Source organism: Dyella sp. 01N448, from assembly GCF_056399225.1.
The window spans coordinates 285,926-305,566 of the sequence record NZ_JBFTQX010000003.1 but is presented as its reverse complement, the minus strand read 5'-3'; the positions used below and the strand labels follow the sequence as shown (position 1 = coordinate 305,566).

General features: G+C 62.8%; 14 protein-coding genes. 5 read left to right on the top strand and 9 right to left on the bottom strand.

Features of this window, described 5'->3' with window-relative positions; translation table 11 throughout:
- Together AC1DKY_RS05410 and AC1DKY_RS05405 are read left to right on the top strand one after the other, a co-directional pair.
- The gene (locus AC1DKY_RS05410; RefSeq protein ID WP_441602679.1) at window positions 1-489 is read left to right on the top strand and encodes a DUF4442 domain-containing protein; all 489 of its coding nucleotides are present in this window, start codon (window positions 1-3) and stop codon (window positions 487-489) included.
- Window positions 490-584: 95 nt separating this feature from the next.
- Window positions 585-1,253 (top strand): DUF502 domain-containing protein, encoded by a 669-nt coding sequence (locus AC1DKY_RS05405; RefSeq protein WP_046971419.1) that lies wholly within the window; start codon window positions 585-587, stop codon window positions 1,251-1,253.
- Between the two features lie 35 nt (window positions 1,254-1,288).
- Here the strand turns inward: AC1DKY_RS05405 and AC1DKY_RS05400 are convergent, their stop codons facing one another.
- Both AC1DKY_RS05400 and AC1DKY_RS05395 read right to left on the bottom strand, forming a co-directional pair.
- Window positions 1,289-2,899 (bottom strand): multicopper oxidase family protein, encoded by a 1,611-nt coding sequence (locus AC1DKY_RS05400; RefSeq protein ID WP_441602678.1) that lies wholly within the window; start codon window positions 2,897-2,899, stop codon window positions 1,289-1,291.
- Between the two features lie 76 nt (window positions 2,900-2,975).
- Window positions 2,976-4,679, bottom strand: coding sequence for a phospholipase C (locus AC1DKY_RS05395; RefSeq protein ID WP_477179887.1), 1,704 nt, complete (start codon window positions 4,677-4,679; stop codon window positions 2,976-2,978).
- A gap of 876 nt (window positions 4,680-5,555) precedes the next feature.
- On the opposite strand from AC1DKY_RS05395, the gene AC1DKY_RS05390 reads away from it, so the two are divergent.
- Window positions 5,556-7,682 carry a M13 family metallopeptidase gene (locus tag AC1DKY_RS05390; protein WP_477179886.1) on the top strand — a complete coding sequence of 709 codons (2,127 nt, stop codon included), beginning with the start codon at window positions 5,556-5,558 and terminating at the stop codon, window positions 7,680-7,682.
- Between the two features lie 306 nt (window positions 7,683-7,988).
- On the opposite strand, the gene panE is transcribed toward AC1DKY_RS05390, so the two are convergent.
- Window positions 7,989-8,918, bottom strand: a complete 930-nt coding sequence (panE, locus tag AC1DKY_RS05385; protein WP_441602675.1) for a 2-dehydropantoate 2-reductase — start codon at window positions 8,916-8,918, stop codon at window positions 7,989-7,991.
- 305 nt (window positions 8,919-9,223) lie between these two features.
- On the opposite strand from panE, the gene AC1DKY_RS05380 reads away from it, so the two are divergent.
- Both AC1DKY_RS05380 and AC1DKY_RS05375 read left to right on the top strand, forming a co-directional pair.
- Entirely contained in the window at window positions 9,224-11,575 is a 2,352-nt protein-coding gene (locus AC1DKY_RS05380) for a catecholate siderophore receptor Fiu (RefSeq protein ID WP_441602674.1), read from the top strand.
- Between the two features lie 83 nt (window positions 11,576-11,658).
- Window positions 11,659-12,336 (top strand): Fe2+-dependent dioxygenase, encoded by a 678-nt coding sequence (locus tag AC1DKY_RS05375; RefSeq protein ID WP_441602673.1) that lies wholly within the window; start codon window positions 11,659-11,661, stop codon window positions 12,334-12,336.
- Window positions 12,337-12,363: 27 nt separating this feature from the next.
- On the opposite strand, the gene AC1DKY_RS05370 is transcribed toward AC1DKY_RS05375, so the two are convergent.
- From AC1DKY_RS05370 to AC1DKY_RS05345, 6 genes are all read right to left on the bottom strand, one after another.
- Window positions 12,364-12,849 (bottom strand): type IV pilin protein, encoded by a 486-nt coding sequence (locus tag AC1DKY_RS05370; RefSeq protein ID WP_441602672.1) that lies wholly within the window; start codon window positions 12,847-12,849, stop codon window positions 12,364-12,366.
- A gap of 11 nt (window positions 12,850-12,860) precedes the next feature.
- Complete coding sequence (locus AC1DKY_RS05365) at window positions 12,861-16,781, bottom strand: pilus assembly protein (protein WP_441602671.1); 3,921 nt, start codon at window positions 16,779-16,781, stop codon at window positions 12,861-12,863.
- Between the two features lie 77 nt (window positions 16,782-16,858).
- Window positions 16,859-17,413: a pilus assembly PilX family protein gene (locus AC1DKY_RS05360; protein ID WP_441602670.1), complete on the bottom strand. Its 555-nt coding sequence runs from the start codon at window positions 17,411-17,413 to the stop codon at window positions 16,859-16,861.
- Window positions 17,414-17,462: 49 nt separating this feature from the next.
- On the bottom strand, window positions 17,463-18,473 hold the full coding sequence (locus AC1DKY_RS05355; RefSeq protein WP_441602669.1) for a prepilin-type N-terminal cleavage/methylation domain-containing protein: 1,011 nt from the start codon (window positions 18,471-18,473) through the stop codon (window positions 17,463-17,465).
- Between the two features lie 11 nt (window positions 18,474-18,484).
- Complete coding sequence (gene pilV, locus AC1DKY_RS05350) at window positions 18,485-18,952, bottom strand: type IV pilus modification protein PilV (protein ID WP_441602668.1); 468 nt, start codon at window positions 18,950-18,952, stop codon at window positions 18,485-18,487.
- A gap of 65 nt (window positions 18,953-19,017) precedes the next feature.
- Window positions 19,018-19,551, bottom strand: a complete 534-nt coding sequence (locus tag AC1DKY_RS05345) for a GspH/FimT family pseudopilin (RefSeq protein ID WP_441602667.1) — start codon at window positions 19,549-19,551, stop codon at window positions 19,018-19,020.
- Between the last annotated feature and the right edge of the window lie 90 nt (window positions 19,552-19,641).

Here is a 19,641-nt window from a genome sequence, read left to right as displayed (position 1 = left end):
ATGCGCGCTTCGACCTTCCGCCGCCTGATGAACTTGTGGCCGCCCTTTCTGTTCAACAGCATTCGCGTCCAGCACGTGTCCGAGGACTGGTCCGAGCTGCGGGTGGTGCTGCGGCTGCGCCCATGGAACCGCAACTACGTGCGTACCCAGTTCGGCGGCAATCTGTTTGCCATGACGGACCCGTTCTGGATGTTGCTGGCCATGCATCAGCTGGGCAACGACTACTTTGTGTGGGACAAGGCCGGCGCCATCGACTTCGTCGCGCCGGGTCGCGAGGATGTCTACGCCCATTTCAAGCTGGAGCCTTCGGTGGTCGACGAACTGCGCGTAGCTGCCGCCGGTGGCGATAAGGTGCTGCGCTGGTTCGACGTGGACATCACCACACGCAGCGGCGAGGTGGTGGCACGTGTACGCAAGCAGCTGTATGTGCGACTCAAGCCCAAGGCGCGCAGCGAGTCGACCAACGAGCAGCCGGCCACGACTGCCTAGCGATGTCGCCAACGGGACACCGCGGCTGACGACTCGGGACGACGCGAAGCCAGTCCCGTGGGACAATCGCCGCGTCCCTTCCCCGGCATCCCTCCATGAAACGTCTGCGCATCAAGCGTTACCTGTTCACCGGCCTGCTCACCTTCATTCCGCTGTGGGTGACCTGGGTGGTGTTCAAGTTTGTGTTGAGCATGCTCGCCGGTATCGGCACGCCGCTGGCATCGGCTTTGCTGGCGACGCTGTCGTCCACCTCGCCGCTTGCCGGCGTGGCGCTCAATAATGCGTGGATCACCTTCGTCATTGCGCTGCTGCTGACGCTGGGCGTGCTGTACATCCTGGGCTGGCTCGCCAACCGCGTGATCGGCCAACGTTTGATCGACGGCTTCGATGCCTTGCTTGCACGCATTCCACTAGTGCAGACCATCTACGGCGGCACCAAGAAGTTGATGGCCGTACTGCAACAAAAGCCTTCGGGCGTGCAGCGCGTGGTGTTGATCGATTTTCCGCGCAAGGGCATGAAGGTAGTGGGCTTCGTCACGCGCGTGATGATCGAAGAAGGCACCGGTCGCGAAATGGCAGCCGTCTATATCCCGACCACGCCCAATCCCACGGGTGGCTATCTGGAAGTGGTGGCGGTGGAAGAGCTCACGCCCACCGACTGGACCATGGACCAGGCGATGGCCTTCATCATTTCCGGTGGTGCGGTGGCCCCGGACACCCTGCCCGCCTCGCCCGCCGCGCTCCGCGACGCGTCACCGGAATAATGTGGGAGCGCACCCTGTGCGCGACTCCCCGACCCTCAAGCCACCACCTCAAACGGCCGCATCATCTCGTTCGATGCATGCTCCAGCAGATGGCAATGCCAGACGTAGCGCCCGGCATAACCCTCGAACGTGATGATGTAGCGCGTCACCATGCCGGGATACACCTGCGCCGTATCTTTCCAACCGGCTTCATGCGCCGGTGGCGGCTGAGCGGGCCCCGTGTAACGTATCGTCTTGGATTCCAGATACTCATCCACGTCGAATGGGCGACGATCCAAGATCTGAAATCGCACCAGGTGCAGATGGATCGGGTGCGTGTCTTCGGTGAGGTTCACCAGACTCCAGATTTCGGTGCTGCCCAAACGCGGCTTCTCGCTCACCGGCTCATGCCAATGCTTGCCGTCCAGCAGCATCAACATCGGCGTGGACACGCAATCGGCGTATTCGTCGATGGTCAGCACACGGGTCTGCGTCGCGCTCGTTTCGGCCATGCGGGGCACGTCACGCAGCGTAGACGGTACGCGACTGCTGTCGCTCACTTTGCCCGCGGCCACCTTGAACTGCATCAGCGGCAGCGCATCGTTCATCAGCTCGATCGCCGTGCCATCCATCGAGGCAAAGTCCACGACGAGATCGGCGCGCTCGCCCGGTGCAAGAAACAGGCTGGTCTGCTGTACCGGCGATGCAAGCAAGCCCTGGTCGCTGCCAATCTGCAGGAAAGGACGCTGGCCGCGCAGGCTCAAGCGGAAGAACCGCCCATTGGCCGCATTCAGCACGCGGAAGCGGTAGCGCCGCGCCTGCACGTCAAGCCGCGGCATCAGCGCACCATTCACCAGCATCGCATTGCCGAACACTTCCGGCACCCACGGCGCATCGCTGATGCCGGAGGTCGGGTAATACAGTTGGCCATCTTCGGTAAGCAGGCGATCGGTCAACACCAGCGGCCATTCGAAATCGCCGCTGGGCAGGCCTAGCGACAACTCATGGACGTCGCGCAGCAGATACATGCCGAACAAACCGGCGTAGAGGTTCAGCCGCTCGATGCCCATGGTGTGGTCGTGATACCACAGCGTGGCCGCATCCTGGCGATTGGGGTACGTCTGGGCGCGCGACTGGCCGGGCACCATCCAGTCGGTGGGATAGCCGTCGTCGGCGGCAGGCACGCGCGCGCCATGCACATGCACCACGCCACGCACTTCCGGCTTATCCGGCTCCGCGCCGCAGACGTGATGATCGATCGGCAGGAAGCGCTTGAGCGGAAGTCGATTGCTCCACTCCACGCGCACCGGGACGCCGCTGCGTGCTTCGATAGTGGGGCCAGGCATGCTGTCGCCATAGGTCCACAGGCGGGTGGGTGGCAGATCGCGATGCAGGCGCTGTTCGCTTTCGCGCATCGCAATGCGTAGTGCGGTTCCCGCCTTCGGATGCAGCACTTCCGGCCGCGGCAGCGTATCGACGAAGGGTGTCAGCCGCGACGGGTCGAGCAGGCGCGGCACGCTGGTCTGGTCGGCCACGGCATGCTTGCAAAGTCCGCTGCCCTTCGCAGTCGGCATGGCCATGTGCATGGGCGCGCCGAACGCACGCAATGCTCCCGTGCCCGCGAGCAAGCCCATGCCCTGGAGAAATCGACGACGCGAGGGATGCAAGATTCAGCACCTCCGATCAGGAAAAACGAAACGCCCCGGACCATCGTCCGGGGCGTGCCATGCAAGCGTTTAGAGCTTAGCCGTGCTCGTGCCCGTGCGGCAGGCCGGACCACGGCCACGGCTTGGGCTGCTTCACCGGCTGGCCAGTCTGTTCGTCCAGGAACAGGCGACGCTGTTCCGGGAAGGGCTGGTAGAAGTCGAACATCGGCACCAGTGAACCGGCGACGCTGTCGAACGAACCGCCACCGAGGCGCTCACCGCGCAGCCAGTTGTCCTCGATGAAGCGCGTTACGGACGACTGATCGGTCAGCGTGTGGTCCACGTGATTGCTGCGGGCCCACGGCGAGATCACCAGCAGCGGCAGGCGCGGACCGAAGCCGCAGCGTCCCTGCACCGGCTGGCCCTTGCTGTTGGTGCCCGGCAGCGTGCCGCGCGCCTTGCACAGGCCCGCGCCATCGAGCGCATCGGACGAGGTGCTTGAGGCATTGATGCGCGGGGCTGCCTGATGGTCGTACCAGCCATCGGAGTCGTCATAGGCGATCACCACGGCGGTATCGCGCCAATCGGGCTGCTGCTGCAGGAAGTTGATCACGTGCACGATGAACTGCTGCTCGTCCAGCGGATCCGAATAACCGGCATGACCATCCTGGTAACCCGGCGCCTTGAGGAAGCTCACCGACGGGAAGTTGCCCGCCTGCACGGCCGCGTAGAAATCATTGATGTCGTACTGGTGATTGCCGGCGTCGCCCTGATGGCCGATGGTCTTGACGGACGTGGGGCGCGCATGCGTCGGGTTGGCCGTGCTGGTGTAGTACTGGAACGGCTGGTGATGCGGGATGTAGTCGCTCTCGTTCGCCTGCGTCACCGTCGAGGTGGTCTTGCGCGCGCAGCCGGTGCTGCCATTCGCATTGACCTGGGTGAGGTCAAAACCGCCTTCGAAGAAGCCCCAGGTCAAACCCGCCTGGTTGAGCAGGTCGCCCACGTTCTCGCCGCCGAACTGCACCTGATTGCCTGTGGGCGAAGAACACACGTCGCCGATCGGATCGGCATCGCCGATCAAGGTCAGGCCGCCCTGGCCATCGGCCACTTCATTGCCGGTGCCGTTGAGCGTCTGTGTCACGCCGTTGGTCTGACCCGAGATCAGATTGATCGCGCCCGGCGTGGACGGACCGAACGTGGTGTTGTAGCTGTTGTCGTTCAGCGCAAACGATTGGGCGTAGTTCCACATGGCGGTGACGGTGTTGCCGTCGTAATAGCCCATCACCTGGCCGGTGCCTTCCTCATCCGGCGTCGCACCCGGCAACGTCTCGCCGGTACCGGTGAACTTCGGGAACAGGTCCATCGCGCCGCCATTGAACGCCTTCTGCTCCGGACCATAGGCGTGATCCTGGTCGGCGGTCGCCGCCTGAGCGCGCGACAGGCGGAACGGATTGATCGCACCCGTGCCATTCGCGCTGTTCGCCTGGTTCGGGTTATGCGTGAGCAGCTTGTTGTCGTAACCGTTCACGTGCGGCGTGAACGGGCGCGCATAGAACGTCGGCTCACCCTTGCCGTTGGCGGCATACGGGTAGGTGCCGAAGTAATGATCGAAGGAAACGTTCTCCTGGAAGATCACCACCAGGTGCTTGATCGGCGTGGACGTATGGACGTCCCCATCACCGCCGCCATGATGCAGGCTGGCATCGGTGAACGCTTCGGCATGCACGGGAAGTTGAGCGAGGGAAACGGCAGAAAGACTGAGTACGCACGCGGCAATGCAAACAGCGAGGTTGTTTCGCATGGAGGGCTCCCTACGGTCGCGGTGATGCGCTTCCCCTCAAGCGCGGATGCCACGGACCATAGGCTTGCGAAGTGACAGGCGAATAACAGCGACCATCGTATTTTCATGCGATTTGCGGCGTGTGACTGCAAGCGCAGTGAGACTGTCGATTAGAGCGGGATTGCGAGTGTCGATCTCGACCTTTCTGTCGTGGCGAAAGAACTCTGGCTCTCAAGAGAATCATCGCCAAAAGACAGCAAAGGAACGCAATGCTTTAAGTCCTCTTCGCCATGGCGCGTTGCGGCGTAGCGGCGACGCATGTCGGACGATCGCCACGCTTCCGATACCCTCAAGCGACAGAAGATCGTATCCAACACGACGCTACGAGCCCTTGCTCTTTTAGGCCATTCTCTTTGGGTTACTTTTCTCTTGGGCCAGCAAGAGAAAAGTGACTCGAGCGGCGGCAGCCGTTCGAAACGCCCGCCGCGTAGGCGGCACCCTGGCCTCGAGGCGACAACCGAAGACTGACGACACTGGATGACCAGCCATGCGGCTGTTGAAGAGCGCCTCCGGCCTGCGCCGGGATGACGGCTTCGTTGCATCGATGCGAGACACGGTCGTACCGCCCCTCATCGCCCCCGCGCACCCGAAGGTCCGCCGTCAACCAAGGGCCTCTGCCCCCAGCCGCCGCGGCGCCAACCCACCCCCCCTGCTTGCACCAACCCCCTGACCTTTGACACTGTCTCCCCCGTGACTTGCGGCCTAGCCTCAAAAGTCCGAGATACCGTCCGGGTAGCCCTTGGAACCTGTCCCCCATCAGGACAGGCGCCCAGAGCTGCACACAATGGTTACCACCATCGGCTGCCGAACGCGGCCAACGACCCACAGGGGAATTCCATGACCAAACCGTATATGAAGCCCATTGCGCTCGCCGTGAGCCTGGCGCTGTCGCTCAGCGCCTGCGGCAAGCACGACGATGCCGAAAAGGCCCCGGCCGCCAGCAGCACCGCGCCTGCCGCCGCCAGCACTGCCGCCATGGCAGCTGCCGCGCCCAAGAGCGTGTTCGACATCGCCGACCTGGACACCAACATCCAGGCCTGCCAGGACTTCAACGGTTTCGTCAACAGCAAGTGGGTCGCCGCCAACCCGATCCCGAACGACCGCAGCCGTTGGGGCGCGTTCGACAAGCTGGCCGAAGACAGCCTCAATACCCAGCACCAGATCGTCGACGACGCCGCCAAGGGCRCCGCCAACGCGCAGGCTGGCTCCATCGAGCAGAAGATCGGCTACCTGTACGCCTCGGGCATGGACGACGCTGCCATCGAAAAGGCCGGCTTCGACCCGATCAAGCCCAAGCTCGATGCCATTGCCGCGCTGAAGTCCGGCAAGGACGTGGCCAACTACCTCACCCAGAACTTCACCACGGGTGACATGCAGGTGTTCCAGTTCGGCTCCGGCGCGGACTTCAAGGACGCCAAGATGCAGATCGGCTTCACCCAGCAGGCTGGCCTGGGTCTGCCGACCAAGGACTACTACACCGACGCGAAGTACAAGGAAATCCGCGACGCCTACGTCGAGCACATCGTCAAGGTGCTGGAACTGACCGGCGTATCCGAAGCCGATGCGAAGAAGCAGGCCGCCCAGGTGCTCGCGTTCGAAACGCAGCTGGCCGCCGCCTCGCTGGCGCCGGTGGAACTGCGTACCCCGGAAAACCAGTACCACTTCGTCACCCTGAAGGAAGCGGACAAGATCACCCCGCACTTCAACTGGGAAGATTTCTTCAAGGCCCAGGGCGTGACCGTCGACAAGGGCTTCTCGCTGTCGCAGCCGAAGTTCTTCGCCCAGTTCGACAAGATGCTAGCCAGCACGCCGGCTGACCAGTGGCAGGCCTACCTGCGCTTCCACACCATCGACGATGCCTCGCCGCTGCTGAGCAAGGCCTTCCAGGACGCCCGCTTCGACTTCTACGGCAAGACGCTGTCCGGCCAGCCGGAGCAGAAGCCGCGCTGGAAGCGCGTGCTCGGCGGCGTCAACGAGTCGATGGGTGAAGCCCTCGGCCAGCTGTACGTGGCCAAGGTGTTCACGCCCGAAGCCAAGCAGCGCGCCGAAGAGCTGGTGACCAACGTGCGCAACGCGCTGAAGGCCCGCATCGAGAACCTCGACTGGATGAGCGCCGAAACCAAGGAAAAGGCGATCGCCAAGTGGAACACCTTCCTGCCCAAGATCGGTTACCCGGAAAAGTGGCGTGACTGGTCGGGCCTGGATCTGAAGCAGGGCGACTACTACGGCAACGTGATGGCCGCCGCCAAGTTCAACTACCAGTACGACCTCAACAAGATCGGCAAGCCGACCGACCGCAAGGAATGGGGCATGACCCCGCAGACGGTCAACGCCTACTACAACCCGACCGACAACACGATCAACTTCCCGGCCGCGATCCTGCAGCCGCCGTTCTTCTATGCCAACGGCGACGACGCGATCAACTACGGCGGCATCGGCGCCGTGATCGGCCATGAAGCCAGCCATGGCTTCGACGACGAAGGCAGCCAGTTCGACGGCGAAGGCAACAACGCCAACTGGTGGACCAAGGAAGACAAGGAGAAGTTCGAGGCCCGCACCGCCAGGCTCGTCGCGCAGTTCAACGACTACGCGCCGATCAAGGACAAGCCGGATGTGCACGTCAACGGCCAGCTGACCCTGGGCGAGAACATCGCCGACCTGGGCGGCCTGAACGTGGCGTACGACGCCCTGCAGGAAGCGCTGAAGAAGAACCCGCAGGAAGCCGCCGCGAAGATCGACGGCTATACCGAAGACCAGCGCTTCTTCCTGAACTGGGCCCGCGTGTGGCGCGGCAGCGTGCGCGAGAAGGAAGCGCTGCTCCGTCTCAACACCGATCCGCATGCACCGGCCTCGCTGCGCGCGATGGGCGCTCCGTCCAACATGGAAGCCTTCGCCACCGCCTACCAGTGCAAGCCGGGCGACACGATGGTGCGTTCGGGCGAGAAGCAGGTGAAGATCTGGTAAGACTTCACCGCTGACGTTTGGACGTCCGCAAGACGAAAGGGCGCTGCATCATGCAGCGCCCTTTTCTTTTGGACGTCTTTCCCAAATCCCAGGAAACACCTGTGGGAGCGCACCCTGTGCGCGACGCAGCGCCGCGGCGATATCCGTGCATGAGGTTGTCGCGCACAAGTGCGCTCCTACAATGACTGCCGTTTTGCGCCCCCCCTGTAGGAGCGCACTTGTGCGCGACCGCAACCTCGAGCGATGCCGTTGCATGAGGCCGTCGCGCACAGGGTGCGCTCCCACAGGAGAGAGGCGACGGCAGCTTTACCTGCCCCGCGCGCGACGCACTTCATACGCCTTCAGATGCGCATACGCTGTCCGCAACATCGGCAACGAATCCGCCGCCGCATCCGAACGCGCCAGCAAATCGCCCACGATGTGATCCGCCTCGATCGCCCCACCCTGCTCCAGGTCGCGCATCATCGAGGCACTAAGGGCAGAGCCTTTCTCAGTAAGCACGCCGCGCGCACGCGCCACCACCGCGTCGCCCGGCGCGCGCCCGTTGTGCTCGGCCACGCTACGGCAGTCTTCCAGCAATTGCAGGATTGCCGGTTCCCCACCGGACGCCGCCATGATGTCGCCCACCGGCGCGCGCATCAGGCAGGTGATGCCGGCGAGCGAGGCGAGAAACACCCATTTATCCCACATGTCCTGCAAGATCGTGGTGCTCAGGCGCGGCTCGAATTTGGCCTTGGACATCGAGCCGAGAATGCGTTCGACGCGTTCTGATCGCGCGCCGTCGCGTTCGCCGAAGGTCACGCTGTGCGACTGGTTGAGATGACGCACCGTGCCTTCGGCATCGAGCGTTGCCGCAATCACGCACTGGCCGCCTAGCACGCGCTGCGCACCGAAGCGCGCATCCAGCAGGTCCAGATGCCGCATGCCGTTGAGGACCGGGAGAATCGCAGTTTGTGGCCCCACCGCGGGGGCCATGTCCTCGATCACCTGCGGCAAGTGATAGGCCTTGCAGCTCAGCAGGATCAGGTCATACGTCCCGCGCAGGTCGCCGGCCTGCACCGTCGCCGGATTCGGCAGGCTGACATTGCCCAGGCTGCTGCGTATCACCAGCCCGTGCTCGGCCAGCTGGGCTGCGCGCTTCTCGCGCACCAGGAACGTCACGTCCTGCCCGCTCTCCAGCAGGCGCCCACCGAAATAGCCGCCGGTAGCGCCCGCGCCAATCACCAGTATCCGCATCGCTCGACTCCTCGCCAACAGGGGGGAGAGGGTACGCCATACCCACGCTCCCGCCCCTTCCACCTTGGTCTGAGGGCCAGAACAGCAAAATTCTTCGTAACTAATTGCAACTCATTCTCATTGCCAATAACATTTAGGAAATGTTTGCCGGCGGGTTCTTACTGGTGATGGACCACCCGATCAGGCAGCAAGGCTCCCAACCCCTGTTTCCCCGACTTATGCCGCCATCGACGCCCGCCGCCGCTACTCGTCGATCCACCCCGGTCCGCTTCGGCTGATCGCCCCCTCCATTCGACGAGCTACCCATGGCCCACATAAAGAGCCGCAAGCATCCCGTAACCCGCAACGCCCTGAGTGTTGCGACAGCCACTCTGATGACCGGCCTGGCGATGAGCCATCCTGCCCTGGCTGCGGACACGCCGGCGGATGTCGCCAACGCCACCACCAACACGACCACCTCGCCCACCGGCGCTGCCAACTCGCCCAAGAACCTGCCAGGCGTGTCGGTGGAAGCCTCGGCCGTCAGCGACTACAAGATCGACAACCTCTCCTCGTCCAAGTACACGCAGCCGATCCTCGATACCACCCAGACGGTGACCGTGATCAGCAAGGACCTGTTCCTGCAGCAGGGCGCCACCACGCTGACCGAGGCATTGCGCAACACCCCGGGCGTGGGCACGTTCTATGTCGGCGAGAACGGCACCACCTCCACCGGTGATGCGATCTATATGCGCGGCTTCGATACCTCGGGCAGCATTTTCGTCGACGGCGTGCGCGACCTGGGCACCATCTCGCGCGACATCTTCAACACCGAGTCGGTGGAAGTGATCAAGGGCCCGGCCAGCACCGACAACGGCCGCACCGCGCCCACCGGCGCCATCAACATGGTCAGCAAGCAGCCCGAGCTCGGTAACGGCGTGAGCGCGACCGTCGCTTATGGCAGCGCCGACCAGCGTCGCGCCACCGTCGACTGGAACCAGGTGGTCAGCACCACCTCGGCCTTCCGCCTCAACGTGATGGGCCAGGACTTTGGCGTGCCGGGTCGCGACAAAGTGGAGAACAACCGCTGGGGCGTCGCGCCGAGTTTCGCGTTCGGCCTGGGCACGGCCACCCGCGTGTACCTCGACTACATGCACATCAAGCAGAACAACGTGCCCGATGGCGGCGTGCCCACGATCGGCCTGCCCGGCTATTCCAGCCCGGATCCGAAGCGCCCGTTCCTCACCAACGCGCCGGAAGTGGATTCGTCCAACTTCTACGGCACCACGGCGGACCATGACCACGTCGAAGCCGACATGTTCACCGCGCGCATCGAGCACGACATCAACGACCAGATGGTGTTCCACAACACCTTCCGCTGGGGGCGCACCGCCGAGGACTATCTGCTGACTTCGTTCATGGGTACCGCAGCCAATCTGCTCACGCCCAATCCGAACGACCCGTCCACCTGGACCATTGCGCGCAGCAACCCGACGTTCAAGCATCAGTCCAACCGCATCATCACCGACCAGGCCAACCTCACCTGGAATTTCCAGACCAGCGCCATCACGCACAATCTCAGCACCGGCATCGAGCTGACGCAGGAAAAAGCCACCACCATCGGCATCGTCCCGCTCAATGGCACGACCTGGCCGGCCGCCAATCTGTACGACCCGAACTGGGACGTGAAGGGCCTGATCTACGGCCAGAACGGCGCTTACACGGATGGCCAGACCGACACCGCCTCCGCCTATGTGTTCGACACGCTGAAGTTCAACGAGCACTGGCAGGTGAACACCGGTGTGCGCATGGATCACTACAACACCGACTACTCCAGCATGGTGGCGTGCGGTGCGAAGAATGGCCCCACCTGCGGCACGCTACCCACGGGCGCCGTCGTGCCGGGCCTGACCACCAGCGTTGGCGACAACCTGTGGAACTGGAAGCTCGGCGTGCTCTACAAGCCGATGCCCAACGGCTCGTTCTACGCCAACTATGCCGTGTCGGCCGAGCCGCCCGGCGGCAACACGCTGACCTTCAGCAGCTCCACCAACAGTCTGGACAATCCCAACCTCGAGCCCGAGCGTGCACGCACGTATGAAATCGGCACGAAGTGGGAACTGCTCGATGAAAGGATCCTGCTCACCGGTGCGCTCTACCAGACCACGGTAAGCAACGATCTCGTGCAGGATCCGGTCACCCTGCTCTACTACCAGATCGGCAAGAAGCGCGTGCAAGGCGTGGAACTGAGCGCGGTAGGCAAGATCACCGACAACTGGGCGGTGACCGCGGGCTTTACCACCATGAATGCCAGCGTGCTCAGCGGCTCTTCCGTGGCAGCCGATGGTTCGTCCGACCTGGCCTACACGCCGAAGAAGGCCTTCACCAGCTGGACCAGCTACCTGCTGCCATTCGGTCTCACCATCGGTGGCGGCGCGCGCTACAACGGCCAGATGCAGCGCGGTACCGACAGCGCGATCGGCACGCCGGCGTATACGGAAGCCTATTGGGTGTTCGACGCGATGGCCTCCTACCCGATCAACAAGCACTTCGACCTGCGCCTCAATCTGTACAACTTGTTCGACAAGGACTATGTCGCAGCGGTCAACAAGAGCGGTTACCGTTACACCCCAGGTACCCCGCGCTCGGCGATGCTGACGGCCAATATCCGGTTCTGATCAGGCACTGCTGATCGAGCGCAACGTGGCCGTCCCGATGGCAGTCGGGGAGGCCACGTCACTCTTTCGAGTCGAGGCACGCCATGCTCTTGCATATCCCGCAGATCCTGGACCAGGCGCAGGTACGCGCCATCCGGCACGCCCTCGATCAAGCGACCTGGACCGACGGGCGCGAGACCGTCGGTCCACAAGGCGCCCAGGTGAAACGCAACCTGCAGCTCCCGGATGCCTCGCCCGTACGCGCCGAACTGGCCCGCATCGTGCTCGATGCGCTGGCCCGACATCCGCTTTATCACGCCGCCACGCTGCCGCTGCGCACGCTGCCGCCGCGCTTCAATCGCTATGAAGGCGGCGGACAATACGGTTTCCATGTCGATGGTGCAGTGATGTCCGTGGCTGGCGGCCAACAGCTGCGCAGCGATATCTCCTGCACGCTGTTCCTGGCCGAGCCGGAGGAATACGACGGCGGCGAACTGATCATCAGCGACACCTATGGCGAGCACGAAGTGAAACTGCCCGCCGGCGACATCATCATCTACCCCTCAAGCAGCCTGCACCGGGTGGCGCCCGTCACGCGCGGTGCGCGCATCGCCGCATTCTTCTGGGTGCAGAGCCTGATCCGCGACGACGGCAAGCGCCGCCTGTTGTTTGAGCTGGATGCGTCGATACAGACGCTCACCCGCAGCAACGCCGATCCGCAGGCGCTGCTGCAGCTGACCGGCGTGTATCACAACCTGCTCAGGCAATGGTCCGAGACCTGAAAGGTCCGGACCATTCAAGCGACAGCGTTACCAGCAACCCACCGTGGATGGCAGGCGATTGTTTGCCTGATCCAACGACAAGGTGCCGCACATGGTGTCGCGAGTTTGCTGTGCACCCTTGGGCGCGGCCTGAACAAGAAACGTGGTGGACGTGAGATTGGCGGCCACCAAGGTATAGGTGTAGTTGTTTCCCGTCTGCGACGGCGCCGCACAATCGAGTGTGGGCGGTGAGTTGGGAACGGGGGTCGCCGCGGCACTCTGGTCGTAGCGCAGATTGGTCGTGTAGTACCGCTCCATGTAATTGGCGTACTCCGACAGGCAACCCTCGGCCGCAACCCGGTTCGTCTTGGTCACGGACTTGAGATACGACGGCCACGCGATCGCCGCCAGGATCGCAATGATGGCCACCACGATCATCAATTCGATCAAGGTAAAGCCCGCCTGGCGCAGGAGGCCGGCGCCTGACCTGCGAGCCCCCTTCACGCCGCCGTCCGCCATCAGGCATCGATTCATCGCTGTGTTCCTCATGGGTTGATCAGCTCCTGCCACGACACGCGGGTAAGGCTGCCGGACGAACCGGATGTCATCAGGCTGGAGGTCGTGCCGTTGTCGAAACTCTCTAGCATGTCGCCACCCACGAAAATCGGGTTATTGGGCAGTGACGTGAAGCCCACGCCAGCACTGGCCACTGACGTGCCGTTGGGCAGTTTGATCGTGCCCGCACCATTGCCCAGGAAGAACGGATTAGTGGGGCCGGCGCCGGTAAACGGATTGAGCGCCATCACCCAGCCGCTGCCCGACGGATTGCAGATATCCGTGACCACCGGAATGCGTGTGGTACCCAACAGCAGGTTGCCCTGGAACTGGTTGGGCGTGACCATGCGCTCACCCTGCGCGTTGTAACCCGTCACGTTGCCGCTGCTGTCGGTGGTGGGCTGCTCCAGATCCATATACCAGCCACCCTTGCCCACCAGATCGTTGGCAGCAGCGGTAGACACGGCACGCGCGCCGAGGGTCGGCGGCGTGGCGCTGGAATCGCCATCCACTTCGTAGATGATCGAACGTTGCTTCAGGTCGCTGCGCTTATACGGCAGCGCCGGAATGGCCGTGGGCGAGGTCTGTTGCACGACCTGCGCGATCACGCCATACCACGTCTGCACATTCTTGTTGGAGAGATCGCCCGAGCTCAGATATTCGCCGGTGCCGAAAAACAGCCACACGTTGCCTGTCGTGGGGTCGCGGCCCGCCAACATGCCGGCGGTAATGGGCTGGGCAACGCCGCCGCTGTCAGTCGCGGTAAACACCTTGCTGCCTGCGGTGCTCAGGTCCGCACTGATCGTGGTGACCTGGCTGGTTCCCGTGCCCGTGGTCGTGGTCGCCGTGAGCGGAAAGGACCATACCCGTCCCAACAAGTCACCGGCGTAGGCTTCCGTGCTGAGGCCATTGGCAGGGTTGTCCAGCCAGGCCACGGGAGCGGCCAGGCCATTGACGGTTGAGGAGTCAGTGGCGTGAACGCTCAGCGTGCCAGTGTCCAGCTGGAACTCCAGCAGCGATGCCGTGTTGTTGGCACTGTTGTAGCCATTGCCTATCAACACCTGCCAGTTGCCATCGGCCACTTGCGCGATCACCGGCTTGCCGGTCATCTGCCCGATAGCACCGTAGTTGGTCAGGCCGTCGCCGGCGGAACGCTCCCACAGCGGCGTGATGTTGGCGGGGTCGGTAACATCGATCGCATAGACGACCTCCGTCGGTCCGCGCCCCGAAGAGCCAACCAGGATGGTGTGCCAGGACGAACCATTGATCTTGGTCAACGACGGCAGGTACGCGTCGGCAATCGTCAACTCGCCGTCGTTGTAGTACTGGTGCGGAACACCGGCGGCGACGTTGCCATAGCTGGCGCTGGCCAGGTTTGCCAATCCGCCCGTGATCACTGCACCAGGCAGATAGGCAAAGACTTCGGAGCCGGTGCTGGCGTTGAACGCGTGCATCATGCCGTCGTTGGCGGCGACAAACACCAGCGGCGTGCGCTTGGACGCGGCGCTGGCAACGGCAGTGCCACTGCCATTGATGCTGCCGACGGCCCAGCTCTGGAAACTGTCCGTGCTGGTGCCCGTGGCGTTGATGCCCGTGAACGTCTGGTTCTGAAATTCGTTCGGGTTGGGCGCGCCGGAATACACCGGCTGAGAGTCCACGATATCGCCCAGCGGCGTGTCACGCGTGCGGTACGTGCCGGCTACTTCCAGTGTGTTGTCGCCACGCAGATAGTTGACCAGCGCCATTTGAGCGGTGGTTGCCGCTGTCCCGGTATTTCCACCGCTCAGTGCCGTCAGCTGGGCGCTGGAGAGCGCCGGCGGTGCGGAGGCCGTGTTGATGAACGGCACGAACTGCGAACCTGCCGCTGCCGTGGGGTTATAGGTGACGATATTGCGGCTGGGATACGTGGAGGTGGTGACCCCGCCCGTGGTGCTGACGGTAGCACTCTTCACCAGCATGTTCGCCGCGGACCACGTCGCCGACGTACTGATTGCGCCCGTCGACGAGTTGATCGTAAACGCCTGCAGGTCGCCCTTCCATTTGGCGGTGGTGTAGGTGGCCTGATAGGCCACCGTACCGGTAGTCAACTGGGTGGAGTTGGCCGACAGGCTGGCGCCCGAGCCTGTGCGCTGGGACGCGCGGTTCAGTGCATCGGTCAGGCCGCTGGTGAATGACTGCGGACTGGTGGCGGAATAAAAACCGCCATGGCCGTTGACCGCCGCGTGCGCCAGGTCGGCAATGTTGTAGATCGAGTTGGAAGCCGGCGTGGGCCAGCTGAAATTGCTGATGCTCGAATTGGGAACACCATTGGCCCAATTGAAGATGCCACTGATCGTCGCCGTCGACGGGCTGATGCCGACGGGCGTGAAACCCAACCCCATGGTAAAGGTGGTCATGTGCTGCCAGAAGGCGGGGTCAGCCGAATTGGTCGGCACCGAATTGGGCACACTCGTCTGCAGATCGGTGATCCAGTACTTCATGGCCACGTCGGCCAGCGTGTTGCTGTTGCCGTCCTTGTAAGGAGCCGCGGGCGTATACGTGTAGCTCAGGCCGTTGGGGCCAGTGCGTGTCGCGCTGGTGTTATCCACGTTGCCGGTGGTGCTGATATTGCTGGTGCTGTCGTTCCAGAAGCCGTCGGTGGTGAGGATGGTGTATGACTGGCGGCATGCGATCGTTGTGCTGGAACCCTGCGCGGAGGCAGGATCGGTGGACATCGTCGTCCATGGCTGCGAGGTCTGGTAATACTGACCTACCTGATCCAGCGCCTGGCGCAACGGCGTGCCGTTGCTCGCACTTTCTCCGGCAATCCAGTTCCAGAAATTGACCTTCTGGTCGGTGGATTTGCTGCCATCGCCAAAGGGCGCCACGTTGGCAATGTAATTGGTATCGCTATTGTAGTTGTCGGTGTAGGAATACTTGGACGACGGAAGCCCACTGCTGTTGTTGCCGTCGATCGAACCAAAGCCGACACGATAGTTTTTGTCGAGCGAGGAGAACGCGAGCATCAGGCCGCTTTTGGCCATCAGGATGCGCGTGTGATAGTAGGCGAACCAGTTGGCGATGTTCGTGCCCGCGGCGATACCCTTGGGCGCCGCCACGCCAGTGGTGTCGGTGGCAGGCACACAGTTCGTGTCGCCCGTCGCGCAAGTCGATGCAGCCACGAACTGGGTGGTATACGGCCCAGCGCCACCGTTGGAATCCGTCGAATACTGGAAATAGCTCAGGTAATAGTTGAACGTACAGAGCTGCGTGCTGCTGCTGTAGTTGAAGGATTTGCCGTCGTTATTGGCAGCGTTATAGGCGTTTTTGCACTTGGTATTGGAACTGAGCGTCTGGCTAAACGCCACCGTGTGCGTGCCCAGCCCCGAATAGCTGAGCGACCCGAAGTTGTTTTGACCTTCGCCGCGGATGTCCTTGTTCGAATAGTTGGTCAGGTTAGCGTTCGAGCTGCTTCCACTGAATCCGTCGATCGGCACGGCGGTGATATCGGTGTAGCTGGTGTAGCTGGAACCGTCGACCTTGACTGGAACGGTGTAGGTTACGGTGGGGTTGTAATAGACGCCGTTGTTGTTCGAGTCGATCAGCGCGGCGTTGTTGAACGCTGTCACACTGTCGGTACCATTGCCACTTGGCGTAGTGCCATTGGTCGTACCGCTGCAGGTCACGCCGTTCAAATAACAGGCATCGGGCATGTAATCCCACGCCATCGAGCCTGAGTCATCGAGCATCAGCACGATATTCGGCGGAATGGTGGGCTGCAGTGTCACTGGCTGCTGATCGATCGTCACCGTTGTGGTGGCGGCTTGCGCTGGCGTGTAGACGGCGCCAAGCAACCACACGGCCAGCGCCATGCCCAGCAAACGGCAGGCGCCCTGCTTGAAACGATGCGTCGGTCGTGTTGGCGTATTCATCGCGTTTCCATCGTGGAATGGAGTGTCTTGGCCAGAATGGCGAGGCAGGTGCTGCATGGACGGAGAAATCGACATGATCAGCCCTGTTTGACGATGGCTTGCAAGGTGACAACGGCACGGTCACCCACCACGGCGGGATTGCCGCTGCGCGCAGTGATGCGATAGAACACCACCGAACTGGAGCAACCCTGCGCGCCGTAATTGCGGCAATTGGCCGTCTGCCCACTACCCGTATTGCTGCTCTGGTCAACCCAGTTGCCCATGTTTTCCACCACGTATTCCGGCTGGCTCGCGGCCGTCGCGCTGGCGGTATAGGCGCCTGTTCCGGTGCCCGTGGCCACCGGATTGATATTGGCGGTGGTCAGCGTGGGATCGTTGAACGGATTGGGCAGGCAGGTCACGCCACCGGCCTGGCAGTTGTGCCAGATCAGTGTGGGTTGGGTGGGAATCAGCGCCGACGCCTCGCGTATTGCCGCTTCGGCGCTCTGGAACGCCACCTGGCGATCGTAAAGATTCGCCGCCATCCGCTGCTGCATGATGGTGCCGCGAACAGCCGCCAGGCCCACCAGGGTGATGAGTATCAACAGAATCATCGCCACCACCAGGGCAACACCGCGCTGGGACGATTTCATGGGTTCGCCGCGTGCGGCGCGATGTCGGAATGTGTTGGCCATCGTCATGTCACGGCACTCGATTGCGCAGTGTGGTGGTGCTGGTAAACGAACGCACCAGCGGCTTGCCGTCGACACCGGCAAGCTTGTTCGTACTTGCCAGCGTGAGCTGGACTTGCACGGCCGTTACCTGCGGCCAGTTGGTGACGCTGGCGGCCGTGCCAAATGCCGCATTGCCCAACGGCAAGTAGCTGATCTTCAGCGCGGTGACATTGCGCACCATTTCCTGGGCGGTAGCCGTGGTCCCGGTGGCGCTGGAAATGGCAGTCAGGCGATAAAGCGACGTCGTGCCAGCCGGGTTGTTGCCCAGATACCAGACCGACCCGCTGAGCAAGGCCATCCTGGCGTTGGCGAGGAAGGTGTACGCATTGGCGGTGCCGCAGCTGGTCGGATAGCCAAGGCCCAGCGAGCAATTGCCCGGAGGAATCGCCGAGCCGCTGTTGTGGGTCACCACCGTGCCACCGGCAGCATAAGAGTCGACCTGCATGATGGTGGAGTGGTCGAAATCGCAGACCATGATCAGACTGCCGGTCGTCAACAACGTGCTGGCGGCATTGATATTGATGTTGGCTGCACTGCTTGGCGTCACCGCCGAAACCACGACATCCAGGTTGGTGCTGCCAAGCGTGTGCACCGAGCTGGTAGCCGCCACCGGCGAAGTCGCGCCACTGGTGGGGAGCGTGCTCAATGCCGGGTCCTTGCTGGCATCGTCATACCCCAACAGGGTGTTGCTCCAGTCGGCGTACCACGGGATAGGCGCGTTGATCACGTTGGCGATGCGGCCGCTGCTTCCGTCACACCCCGTGTAACCGGCGCTGCGCACGTCGCGGGAAAGCAGCTCGAACGCGATGCGCGACGCATCCTGCACTTCGCCCAGCGCATCGTTCGTGCGGTAAGTCTGCTGACCCGCCAAAAACACGCTGGTCACGCCGCCGATGACAATCAGCCCCAACAACATGGCCACCATCAGCTCGATCAAGGTGAAGCCAGCGGCTCGCCTGCGCGTTCGAGTGCGGCGCATGGAATACTCACTCATAGCAGGGCCTGCGTGACAACTTGTTGGGTGGATGTGCCGCTAAGGCCGGCACGGCTGTCATCAAACTGGATGGTGACGGTGCAGTTGGCGGAATTCGTGCCGCTGGCGGGCGTGCAGGCAATCGTGCCAATGGTGTTGGCAGTGGCGCCGAGGTCGGCGCCAAGATGCGTGCACCACTGGTTGATCTGCACACTGGAGAGGCTCGAGCCGGCCGCAGGACAAGCATTGCCCTTCCAGGTGCCGTTGTAGCCGTTGGCCACCGCGGTATTGATGTCGGCACGCATCGAGTCGAGGATCGTATAGCTCTCGATGGTGGCCATGCTGCGCGCCATGGCGCTGTTGTTGGTGGACAGCGACTTGGCCTGCAGGGCCGCAATGCCGAGAAAACCGATGGAAAGGATCAGCACGGCCACCAGCACTTCGATCAGGCCGGCGCCCGACTGCGCCCTTGCGCGTGAAGGCATGCGCACCCGCTCAGATCGACTTGATGCAGCCGGCCGGCCGCACATACTCAGAATGAGATTGCTCATCACGGACATGTCCCCGTGTAAGACGTCACCGCCATGATCGAACCGGTCGACATCGTGATCTTCTGATGATTGTCGGCGCTCGTCGCCGTGGTGCAGATATCGGCTACCGTGCCGCCGTAGGGAGCGGTGGCACCCACTGCCTTGGCGAAGCCCGTACCGGAGAAGCGCAGGGCCGTCACGCTGCCGCTGAGCTGGATTGGCCACACGATGCCGGGCAGGCTGGCACGCACTTGCGTGGTGTTGGTCCCGCTGGTCAGCAGATAGATCGCGCCCACCTGCGTACCGCAGGCCGATCCCAAGGTGTCGGTGGTGTTGTTGGCGGCAGAATCGCTGCAGAACGCAATACTGCTGTTGCGCTTGACCGCCTCCATGCGCGCGACATTGACCGCCGCGATGATTTCATTGGTGGTGGTGGTGAGCCGGTTGGTCGCGATGATCCGGGTGAAGCTGGGCACGGCGATCGAGATCAAGATGACGGCCACGACCATGGTGATCACCAGCTCCACCAGGGTGAAGCCCTGCTCGCTGCGCACGGGCGCCCGCCTGCACGGCACAGGCCGTCGCTTGGCAAGCTTGCCAAATTCCAATCGATTCACGTTGCCCCCTACCCCTGGAACCATCAA

Coding starts and splice junctions, on each gene's coding strand:
- AC1DKY_RS05360 (WP_441602670.1), bottom strand. CDS start 17,413: ATGAAATCGTCCCAGCGCGGTGTTGCCCTGGTGGTGGCGATGATTCTG.
- pilV (WP_441602668.1), bottom strand. CDS start 18,952: ATGCCTTCACGCGCAAGGGCGCAGTCGGGCGCCGGCCTGATCGAAGTG.
- AC1DKY_RS05355 (WP_441602669.1), bottom strand. CDS start 18,473: ATGCGCCGCACTCGAACGCGCAGGCGAGCCGCTGGCTTCACCTTGATC.
- AC1DKY_RS05370 (WP_441602672.1), bottom strand. CDS start 12,849: ATGAATCGATGCCTGATGGCGGACGGCGGCGTGAAGGGGGCTCGCAGG.
- AC1DKY_RS05410 (WP_441602679.1), top strand. CDS start 1: ATGCGCGCTTCGACCTTCCGCCGCCTGATGAACTTGTGGCCGCCCTTT.
- AC1DKY_RS05375 (WP_441602673.1), top strand. CDS start 11,659: ATGCTCTTGCATATCCCGCAGATCCTGGACCAGGCGCAGGTACGCGCC.
- panE (WP_441602675.1), bottom strand. CDS start 8,918: ATGCGGATACTGGTGATTGGCGCGGGCGCTACCGGCGGCTATTTCGGT.
- AC1DKY_RS05380 (WP_441602674.1), top strand. CDS start 9,224: ATGGCCCACATAAAGAGCCGCAAGCATCCCGTAACCCGCAACGCCCTG.
- AC1DKY_RS05405 (WP_046971419.1), top strand. CDS start 585: ATGAAACGTCTGCGCATCAAGCGTTACCTGTTCACCGGCCTGCTCACC.
- AC1DKY_RS05395 (WP_477179887.1), bottom strand. CDS start 4,679: ATGCGAAACAACCTCGCTGTTTGCATTGCCGCGTGCGTACTCAGTCTT.
- AC1DKY_RS05365 (WP_441602671.1), bottom strand. CDS start 16,781: ATGAATACGCCAACACGACCGACGCATCGTTTCAAGCAGGGCGCCTGC.